We start from the raw sequence: 10,102 nt of genomic DNA, 5'->3' as shown, positions 1-10,102 counted from the left end.
TTATTATAACTGGGAAAGACCACACCAGGGAATTAATGGTAAAAAACCGGCGGAAATGGCAAATATAAATAACAAAAAATAACTCTAGTTCATTACCGAATTACTAAACCTTTACAGCAATGACGACTCTTTTCAAAATAAAAAAGCCGAACTAAAATTAATCCGGCTTTACTATATTACCTTTTTTGAAACGATCGCTATTTGACTACAGACTCAGGACTATTTCCATCCTTTTACCCACTCTGCCTGTGCGGCTTCATCATGGAAAGTCCAGGCTACGAAACGACTTATTTTTTGTCCCTGGCTCATTTGCACCGTACGAACTTCGAAAGCATCGGCCTTAACCAAAGCATTATAAATACTTTTCAGGTTAGCACTTTTAGAAACGAGTGAGCTGAACCATAAAACCTGGTTTTTGATTTGTGCACTCTGGATAATGATTTGCTCAACAAAGGCACGTTCGCCGCCCGGGCACCAGAGTTCGGCTTTGTTTCCACCAAAGTTTAATACGTGTTTTACCTCTTTTTCATTTCCCCCAAGGTTGCGCCATTTCTGGCGGGTGCCCTGCTCGGCTTCTTTTAACGAAGAATGGAAAGGTGGATTACAAACTACCGCATCAAAGCGCTCTGTTCTGCCCACAATCCCTCTGAAAATACCCATTTTTGAAGATTGCTGACGAATTTCTATGGCACCCTGCAATGGTTTATTGGCTTCGATAATGCGTCTTGCAGATTCGACCGAAAGCGGGTCTATTTCTGAACCTACAAAGTTCCAGCCATATTCCTGGTGACCAATAATCGGGTAAATGCAGTTAGCACCTACACCAATATCGAGCACATTAATGTTAGCGCCTTTCGGACTTTTACCTTTATTGCTCGATCCTAGCAGATCGGCTACATAATGGATATAATCTGCCCTACCCGGAATAGGCGGACAAAGAAAATCAGCAGGAATATCCCACTGCTGGATATCGTAAAAATATTTTAACAATGCCCTGTTCAATGCTTTTACGGCATTTTGATCTGCAAAATCGATAGAATCGTCGTTATGCTCGTTTTTAAAAACGAAACGTCTTAAATCTTTTGAAGTTGCAATAAGTTGTTTGAAATTGTAACGCGAACGGTGCTTGTTGCGTGGGTGTAACTCGCTCTTTTCTTTGCGGTTATTTTGTTCTTCCTGAGCCAATGTGCTATGAATTAATTAAACAAGCTGTGTGCATGTTTCTGCTGCAAAGATAGGTAATTAGTTGGGAGTTCGGAGTTTTAGTTGGGAGTTACAAAGCATCCTCAAAATTCATTCCTCCAAACGCTCACCGCTGAACTAAACTTCTTCCTCTTTTTCTATCATCACAGGCTGAATGGCCTTTAAATACTTTTCTTCATCAAACTGGTTTTCGCTTTTGGAAATTACGATGGTTGCTATACCGTTGCCGATTACGTTGGTGATGGCCCTTGCTTCGCTCATGAAACGGTCTACCCCGATCAATATGGAAATGTGTTCGATGGGCATGATTTTTAAAGCGGTTAAGGTTGATACCAACACAATAAAACCACTTCCAGTTACGCCTGCTGCACCTTTAGAGGTTACCATGAGTACGCCCAAAACGGTAATTTGCTGTCCTAGGGATAAATCGACATGAAAAACCTGACAGAGAAATATAACCGACATGGCCAGATAAATGGCCGTACCATCGAGATTAAAGGAATAACCGGTAGGAATTACTAAACCAACAACCGATTTATCGCAGCCGATGGATTCCATTTTCTGCATCATACTTGGTAAAGCTGATTCGGAAGATGAAGTACCTAAAACAATTAAAATTTCCTGACGGATATATTTTAAGTACTGCCACAAACTGAATTTATAGTATCTGCATATTCCGTTTAACACAATAAAAATGAAGAGGATACAGGTTAAATACACTGAACCCATCAGTTTGGCCATCCCCACTATACTTTGTAAGCCGTGCGTACCGATGCTAAAAGCCATCCCACCAAAAGCACCGATGGGTGCTAAACGCATAATTACCTTCATGATTTTAAAAAGCACTTTCGATATTTTATCAAAAGCATTTAAAACACTGGTTCCTTCGTCGCCCAGTTTATTCAGTCCGTAACCAAAAAGAATGGCAAAAAGCAAAATCTGCAGGATGTTTCCTTCTGCAAAAGCAGCAATTACATTATGCGGAATGATGTGCAGGAAAAATTCAGCCCAGTTCATTTCTTTGGCTTGTTCGGCATAACCTGCAATTTTTGTTGCATCGCCAGCTTTGGCGATCATTCCTGCACCAGGTTTTAAGATATTGGCCACCAGTAAACCAATTGCAATGGCTACCGTGCTCACAATTTCGAAATACAATAGTGCTTTACCGCCTACCCGGCCAACCTTTTTCATATCGCCCATGTGTGCGATGCCCAAAACAATGGTAAAAAATATGATCGGGGCAATTAACATGCTGATCAGGTTAATAAAACCCTGACTGATTAATTTAGCCGTGGGCGCAAAACCAGGAAAATAAGCACCAACATAGATGCCTATAATGATGGCAAGTAAAACCTGAAAGGTTAAATTGGCAAATATTTTCTTTACAAATTCTTTAAATGTCATTTGCTTGGTGTGAGTAAGAATATATATGTGTATTTTTATATTTAGTGCAAACAGCTTCAAGCTTTAATTAATACAGCTACTTAGTTATTTATAAATATTAACTTCAATTTTACCATCTGCGGTAATTGTTCCCCTATACATGCCTTCGGTGTTAAAAGGCATTGCTACGTTACCGTGTTTATCTAAGGCGATCAAGCCACCATCACCGCCCATTTTTCCCACTTTATCCAATACAATTTTCGAGGCTTCGGCAACTGAAATGCCTTTATATTCCATTAAATCGGAAATGGCTTTAGCTACTACATTGCGGATGTAAAATTCGCCCCAGCCGGTACAAGAAATACCTGCAGTTTCGTTATTGCAATATGTACCTGCGCCAATAATTGGTGCATCACCCACACGGCCATATTTTTTGTTAGTCATGCCCCCAGTTGAGGTTCCCGCAGCTAAATTGCCTGCTTTATCGAGTGCAACACAGCCCACGGTACCGAATTTATAATCGTGATTTTTTATCCCCAAAAGTTCCGATTTTTTATTTCCATGATCGAGAACAGCTTTTGTTGAGTCTTCTTTAATTGCTTTTTGCAGGCCATCCCAGCGCTCTTTTGTCCAGAAGTATTTCGGATCTACGATTTCCAAACCAACTTCTCTGGCAAACTGCTCTGCTCCTGCGCCTACCATCATCACATGTTCCGATTTTTCCATCACAGCCCTTGCTGCAGAAATTGGGTTTTTAATGGTCGTTACTCCAGCAACCGAGCCTGCCATTAACGTTTTTCCGTCCATTATAGCTGCGTCGAGTTCATTTCTTCCATCGTGAGTAAAAACTGCACCTTTGCCGGCATTAAAATGCGGATCGTTTTCTAAAACATGAATAGTAGCTTCAACAGCATCGAGGCTGGATTTACCTGCTTTAATTTGGCCATATCCCGCCTGTAAAGCCTGAGTTAGGACCGCTATATAGGCTGCTTCTTTTTCGGGAGTCATATTCTTTTTAAGAATGGTACCTGCGCCGCCATGAATAACCATTACATACTTTTTCTGCTGGGCAGTAACCTGTAAAGTTATCACCGAAAGTAAAAATAAGGCAATCAATTTTAATAATTTCATCTTCCTGTTGGATTTAAGAAGCTGTTAAATTAAGAAAATCCTTGAAAATAAATGAGTTTTAAACTTTAGCAATTCCTTTAGAAGAGAACTGAAGATCGTAAAGTTTTTTATAATAGCCGTTTAGCTTTAACAACTCCTGGTGTGTGCCTTTTTCCTTGATTTCGCCTTTATCGAGTACAATAATCTGATCGGCCTTCTGGATGGTGGATAAACGGTGGGCGATTACAATCGAAGTTCGGCCTTCCATTAAATTATCAATGGCTTTCTGGATCAACAATTCGGTTTCAGTATCTACGGATGAAGTAGCTTCATCTAAAACCAAAATAGCCGGATTGTGCACCAATGCACGGATAAATGAAATCAGCTGCGCCTGCCCTGCTGAAAGTGTTGCGCCCCTTTCCATCACATTATATTGATAGCCACCGGGCAAACGTTCTATAAAATCGTGTGCGCCGACTTTTTTGGCCGCATTTACCACTTCATCGATAGTAATTTCAGGGTTATTGAGTGTAATGTTGTTTAAAATAGTATCTGAGAACAGGAAAACATCCTGTAGCACTGTAGCGATGTTGCTTCTGAGGTAATCCAGGTCAAAATCTTCGATACGAATGTCATCAACCGTAATATTTCCTTTTTTTACTTCGTAAAAGCGGTTCAGGATGTTGATGGTAGAAGATTTACCTGCGCCAGTTGCCCCAACTAAGGCCACCGTTTGGCCGGCTTTCACCTCAAAGGTGAGGTCTTTCAATACATAATTTTCGTCGTTATAGGCAAACCAAACATTTTCAAACTTAATATTTCCTTCTAATATGGCTGGTTTTTGCGTACCCTCGTTGGGTGTAGTTTCATCAGTATCTAAAACTTTAAACACACGTTCAGCACCAACCATTCCCATCTGTAATGTATTAAATTTATCGGCCAACTGGCGGATCGGCGTAAACACCATACCCAGATACATAATAAATTGAGTGATGGTTCCAGGAGTAACATCTAAAGGCTTGGAAAGGATACATTTTGCACCATACCACACCAGTAAACCCAACGACATGGCCGAAATTAACTCTACCACCGGGAAAAATATAGAATAATACCAGTTAGAGCGGATATTGGCATCACGGTAACGTTTGTTAATGGCATAAAACTTCCGGTATTCCTGTTTTTCCCTTGCAAAATACTGCACAATAGAAACGCCAGTAATGTGCTCCTGCAAAAAGGTATTCAGGTTGGATACTTCATTCCTGATTTCCTGAAAGGCTACTTTAATGGCTTTCTGGAATTTCCGGGTGGCCATAATTAATAGCGGAATGGGCAAAAGTACTACCAAACTCAATTCCAAATCAGTATAGAGCATCACACCCACAATTACCACAACCTGCAAACTATCGCCTATCATGGAAATTAAACCTTCCGAAAAAATATCGGCAATGGTTTCGAGATCGGAAACGGTACGTGTAATTAATTGTCCGATGGGTGTTTTATCGAAATATTTAAGGCGAAGCCTGGTAATGTGGTTAAAAACATTGATCCTTAAGTCGCGGATAACCGATTGCCCTAAAGTATTGGTTAAAAGTGTATGGTTATACTGAATCAGCGTTTGCAACAGCAGCATGAAGATCATCAGCATCGTCATGTTTACCAAACCATCATATTTTCCGGTTAAAATGTAATGATCAAGTGTGTATTTTATCAAAAACGGGCGCACAGGAGAAATGGCGGCCAATAGAATAGTTAAAATAACCGACCAAACAAAAACGGCACGGTAGGGCTTTACATATTGAAAAATACGTTTCAGTAATCCGGTGTTATATACGTCGCCTGTAACTGCCATTTTTTTATTTAATGAGTGAGTTCTGAATGAGTGAATGAGTGAGTATTATGGGCGATGGCCATTTCACATTCACTCATTAAATCAACCTCTAATTCTTTCATTTATATAAGGATACTCAATCTTTACTAAATACAAACCACAGGCGGGTACCGATTGGCCAGCTTTACTGCGGTTTTTGCTTTCTATTATTGCTTTAAAATCGTCTAAATTTATTTCTTTTTTTCCAATCTGCACCAAAGTTCCCATAATCGCCCGCACCATATTCCTTAAAAAACGGTCGGCCTGAATGGTAAATACCAACCCATCTTCCTGCTTTTCGAAAACAGCTTTTATTACCTTGCAATTGTTGGTAAAGGTTTGGGTATTCGATTTGCTGAAGCAGGAGAAATCGGTATAATTTAATAAAAGTGACGCAGCCTGGTTCATTGCTTCTACATCCAGTTTATCTTTAATCAGCCATGAACGATTAAGCTTAAAAGGATTTTTTCCGAAGTGAAGGTAATATTTGTAGGCACGTGCGGTGGCATCAAAACGGGCATGGGCCTCATTATGCACCGGAATGATTCGTTTTGCTGCAATCTGATAAGGCAGCATGGCGTTAATACCAGCAATTGCACTTAAAACCTTTGTTTCTTCTAAGTCTTCAACATCGAAATGAGCATAAAAATCTGTCGCATGTACACCGGCATCTGTCCGGCCACAACCTAAAGTTTCGATCGGCTGACGAAAAAAAACAGACATAGCTTTATCCAGCAATTCCTGAACGGTGATGGCATTGGGTTGAATTTGCCAGCCATGATACAAGCTGCCATCATAAGCCAATTGGATGAAATACCTTTTTTTATTCAAAGCGATGCAAAAATACAGTTTAAGGGGGAAAGGGCAAAGTGATGAGTGAAGTGTTTAGCGCCGGGAGTTTGGCGTTCGGTGCAAATGGTTCTTTAACGAAGATTCTTTAACCACGGATGCACACAGCTAAACACAGATTTTATCCTTTCTATCTATTATTAAATCGTATTTGACTATAATAAGCGCTTAACTACTCAAGAACTTTATTCTTTCTTTTCTCAAAAAAAGCTAGATTTGTTGTTATATATTTTACATTCATGATACAAAGAATACAATCGATCTGGTTTTTTTTAGCTGCTTTAACTTTAATTTTAATGCTGTTTTTGCCTATTACCAGTAAACAAACCACAGGAACAGAAATGGCCGTGTACTCTAGTGGCTTATTTCAGATTATTGCAGGCAAGGCAGGCTCTCCATTTAAAATACAATCATTTTTACCCTTATTGATTACCAATATCGCTATTGCTATCCTTTGTTTTATCAATATTTTTAATTTTAGAAAGAGAACTTTTCAAAAACGCTTTGCTGTTATTTCGATCATATTAATTGGTGGTTTCGCCTTCTGGTGCAGTATTTATGCAAAAAAATTACCAGGGGGCATTGAAGGTGCCAGTTTCGGTATTGGTGCATATTTACCAGCTTTGGCCATTTTATTTATTGTATTGGCGATTTTTGGAATTAACAAAGATGAAAGGCTGATCCGTTCGGCAGAGCGGTTGAGATAACAGCGGAAAGCGGTTGGCGTTGGATCGTATCATCATTTCGAGCGGAGTGCAACGCAGTCGAGAATTCTATTTTGGTAGATCTCTCCCTGCCCGTAGCAGGCGGGCATTCCACTGCATTCCAGTCGAGATGACGATCTTTTATTAAAGTTTTCTTTTGCAATTAACCAATTTCAACAATTAACCAGTTAACCCAAGTTTATTTTAGCTCTTCTATCCCCAATTTCACTGCAAGCTCATTCAGGTCTTTTACCACAACATCAATTAACGGGATACCGCTTATTTTTCTTTCCTGTTCAAATTCATGTTCCGGTTCGCCGGGGATGATTACTTTTTTATCGGGATCTATTGTTTTTGCACTTTTAAAGCGTTCTACCCAATTATCTAAGTGATCTTTAAATTCGGCAGCCGGCCTGAAACCATCAACCCGCATGGCACCTAAAAAATGCCCCAGGCCTTCGCCAACCGGGTTTGCAGAAGGCTCTAAGAAAGCAACAAATGGAGGCACCCAGGGACCATAATTAGCACCAGAAAGTACAGCAGATAAAATATCAACTGTGGCGCTCAGTCCATAACCTTTATGGCTGCCATGATCTTTATCGCTACCCAGTGGCAATAAGGAACCGCCGCTTTTCAGCTCATTCGGATCAGTAGAATTTTCGCCGTTTTTATCCTGAACCCAGCCATCCGGAATACTTTTATTGGCTCTTTGGGCAATTTCCAGTTTTCCATTTGCTGCTGCAGCTGTGGCCATATCTACAATTACAGGAGGATATTTCCCCGCAGGGAACGCATAACACATCGGGTTTGTACCCAATAAACGTTCGTTGGCATAAGTTGGGGCAACCAGCGGACTGGCATTCGTCATGCTGATTCCGATCATATCTTTTTCTACCGCCATTAAAGCATGATAGCCCGCAATACCAAAGTGGTTGGAATTTTTAACCGATACCCAGCCGCTTCCATATTTTTCGGCTTTCTCTATCGCAACTTTCATTGCAAATGGCGCGACCACCAAACCTAAACCCGCATCGCCATCAACTGTTGCCGTAGTTGGGGTTTCGTGCACAATTTTAATGTTAGGTGTAGCATTTATCCTTTTCTTTTCCCAAAGACGAACATAACCACTTAACCGGGCCACACCATGCGAATCGATGCCACGTAAATCTGAACGGATTAACACATCGGTTGCCAGCTCAGCATGTTCATCAGAGCAGCCCATTTTTTTAAAAACGTTGTAGGTGAAGGCGCGTAAGTTGGTTTCGGTAAAGGTGATGAAGTTCATTTTATACTATTAGTCGTCATTGCGAGGCATGAAGCAATCTTAATGCGCTCAATTTAGCGAAAGTTGTAGGGTTGCTTCGTGCCTCGCAATGACGGAATTATTTAAAAATTAAGGCAATAAAACCGTAAAATCGCCGCCTAATGGTTCGAAATTTTCTATACACGAAGAAAGAAAATCTTCTCCGTAATTTACATACATCGGGGCAATATTCATGGTTCTTTCCTGTAGGGCTCCGTTCGGGAAAAGCCTTTTCTTTACATTATCAATCTGTAATAGCGCGGTTTCATGTTTTCGTTTTTCTGCACGGAAAAGCTTCTTTTCGAGGTTGGCCAGTAGATGATTGGTTTTTTGCTTCGCTGTATCGGTTGATACGGAAAGCGTTTTATCAATTTTATAGGCGTTTAACTTAATCTGGTCGAAAATACTGTTAATCGCCCTTGTTTCATCAGCTAAACTCAACTGTGCAGTTGTGTTCCGCTTAACCCAGATGTTTTTTAACTCTTCAACAGGTAAGAAAATATCTTCTAAAGAAAATCCGAGGTTATATAAGTTTTGCGCACTGCGTTTATCAATCAGCAAGGCCGAATTACGCAATAATAACACCGGAAAATCAACTTTATAAAAATCGAAATTGGTTTTCAACTGCATCCAGTAAGATACTTCGGCTCCGCCACCGATATAGGCAATGTTAGGGAGAATCACTTCCTGGTACATAGGCCTCATTACTACATTCGGACTAAAGCGTTCGGGATGTGATTCGATTTCAGCTTTTAGTTCACTTTCAGTAAAGCTGATGTCGGTATGATTGACGGTATATTTACCTTTTTCAAAAATTAAACGTTCGCGCAGGTTATCAATAAGGTAAAAGAAATTAATGTCACGGCCATTAACCTGAGTTTTGTATCCCAAATCTTCGAGATTTTTCGAACTGTTTTCGATATTTTTCGCACTGTTGTGCTGAATAATATCTTCGGTAATGATATTAGCGAACTGTTTTTTTAATTGAGGATCGTCTGCATTTACAATCACCAATCCATATTTTTCGAATAAATTATTCACTAAAAACCTGGTGGCATCGGCTAAATTATCGTGTTGTAAGTAAGCCTGTTCTACCAATCTGGCAATCCGTTTTCCGTTTTTTGAAATGCCAAGATAACCTTTGTAAGCGGTTACCGCAGCGGCGACGGTTTTGGTGCTCAACCTTCCGGTTGCACCATTGGTTTGTTGTATCCAGCTGATGTTTTTTTCATCAACACTTACATGGTTAATTTCTTCAAAATCGTGATCTTCTGTAGCCATCCAATACACCGGAACAAAATTTTTGTCGGGATGTGCCATTTTTAACTCAATGGCCAGGTTAATGGCGGTTACAATTTTATAGATGAAATATAGTGGACCGGTAAACAGGTTTAACTGGTGACCAGTGGTAACGGTAAAGGTATTTTCGAGGCCTAGCAATTCGATATTTTTGCTAACCGATTTATTGGCCTGAAGATGCTGATATTGGTTTTGCAAAACCTTTACCAGCGTAGAACGATCGCCCTGGAAATTTCTATTATCTATTGCTTTGGCTAAACCCTCCATATCAGGGCGGTAACTATAAAAAGCCTGAAGCTGTTCTTCGTTATTAATATAATCCAAAACCAGTTTTGAAAATGAACCGGTTTCCTGATATGAGATATATTTTGCCTGCATGATGTG

At 40.1% G+C, this 10,102-nt stretch carries 8 protein-coding genes; 1 reads left to right on the top strand and 7 read right to left on the bottom strand.

The genetic code is table 11. The annotated features are described in order from the left end of the window. Window positions 1–219 precede the first annotated feature (219 nt). From rlmF to truA, 5 genes are all read right to left on the bottom strand, one after another. Window positions 220–1,185, bottom strand: a complete 966-nt coding sequence (gene rlmF / locus ABD769_RS19135; protein ID WP_344852967.1) for a 23S rRNA (adenine(1618)-N(6))-methyltransferase RlmF — start codon at window positions 1,183–1,185, stop codon at window positions 220–222. Between the two features lie 135 nt (window positions 1,186–1,320). Beyond that, window positions 1,321–2,607, bottom strand: coding sequence for a C4-dicarboxylate transporter DctA (dctA, locus tag ABD769_RS19130; protein WP_344852966.1), 1,287 nt, complete (start codon window positions 2,605–2,607; stop codon window positions 1,321–1,323). A gap of 84 nt (window positions 2,608–2,691) precedes the next feature. Beyond that, window positions 2,692–3,717: an isoaspartyl peptidase/L-asparaginase family protein gene (locus ABD769_RS19125; RefSeq protein ID WP_344852965.1), complete on the bottom strand. Its 1,026-nt coding sequence runs from the start codon at window positions 3,715–3,717 to the stop codon at window positions 2,692–2,694. Between the two features lie 58 nt (window positions 3,718–3,775). Next, window positions 3,776–5,545 carry an ABC transporter ATP-binding protein gene (locus ABD769_RS19120; protein ID WP_344852964.1) on the bottom strand — a complete coding sequence of 590 codons (1,770 nt, stop codon included), beginning with the start codon at window positions 5,543–5,545 and terminating at the stop codon, window positions 3,776–3,778. A gap of 81 nt (window positions 5,546–5,626) precedes the next feature. Continuing rightward, window positions 5,627–6,394, bottom strand: coding sequence for a tRNA pseudouridine(38-40) synthase TruA (gene truA / locus ABD769_RS19115; protein ID WP_344852963.1), 768 nt, complete (start codon window positions 6,392–6,394; stop codon window positions 5,627–5,629). A gap of 257 nt (window positions 6,395–6,651) precedes the next feature. On the opposite strand from truA, the gene ABD769_RS19110 reads away from it, so the two are divergent. Continuing rightward, window positions 6,652–7,119: a DUF4293 domain-containing protein gene (locus tag ABD769_RS19110; RefSeq protein WP_344852962.1), complete on the top strand. Its 468-nt coding sequence runs from the start codon at window positions 6,652–6,654 to the stop codon at window positions 7,117–7,119. A gap of 196 nt (window positions 7,120–7,315) precedes the next feature. On the opposite strand, the gene ABD769_RS19105 is transcribed toward ABD769_RS19110, so the two are convergent. Together ABD769_RS19105 and bshC are read right to left on the bottom strand one after the other, a co-directional pair. Then, a complete protein-coding gene (locus ABD769_RS19105; RefSeq protein WP_344852961.1) occupies window positions 7,316–8,401 on the bottom strand; it encodes an Ldh family oxidoreductase in 1,086 nt (361 codons plus the stop codon). 108 nt (window positions 8,402–8,509) lie between these two features. Beyond that, entirely contained in the window at window positions 8,510–10,096 is a 1,587-nt protein-coding gene (bshC, locus tag ABD769_RS19100) for a bacillithiol biosynthesis cysteine-adding enzyme BshC (RefSeq protein ID WP_344852960.1), read from the bottom strand. Between the last annotated feature and the right edge of the window lie 6 nt (window positions 10,097–10,102).

Origin of the sequence: Pedobacter jeongneungensis (assembly GCF_039538295.1) — a bacterium.
GTDB lineage: Bacteria > Bacteroidota > Bacteroidia > Sphingobacteriales > Sphingobacteriaceae > Pedobacter > Pedobacter jeongneungensis.
Note: the sequence above shows the minus strand (reverse complement) of the source record. Positions and strands in the feature narration are given on the sequence as shown.

Bases quoted from the DNA above. Each gene is read 5' to 3' on its own strand.
- dctA (WP_344852966.1), bottom strand. From the start codon at position 2,607: ATGACATTTAAAGAATTTGTAAAGAAAATATTTGCCAATTTAACCTTT.
- ABD769_RS19125 (WP_344852965.1), bottom strand. From the start codon at position 3,717: ATGAAATTATTAAAATTGATTGCCTTATTTTTACTTTCGGTGATAACT.
- ABD769_RS19120 (WP_344852964.1), bottom strand. From the start codon at position 5,545: ATGGCAGTTACAGGCGACGTATATAACACCGGATTACTGAAACGTATT.
- ABD769_RS19110 (WP_344852962.1), top strand. From the start codon at position 6,652: ATGATACAAAGAATACAATCGATCTGGTTTTTTTTAGCTGCTTTAACT.
- ABD769_RS19105 (WP_344852961.1), bottom strand. From the start codon at position 8,401: ATGAACTTCATCACCTTTACCGAAACCAACTTACGCGCCTTCACCTAC.
- bshC (WP_344852960.1), bottom strand. From the start codon at position 10,096: ATGCAGGCAAAATATATCTCATATCAGGAAACCGGTTCATTTTCAAAA.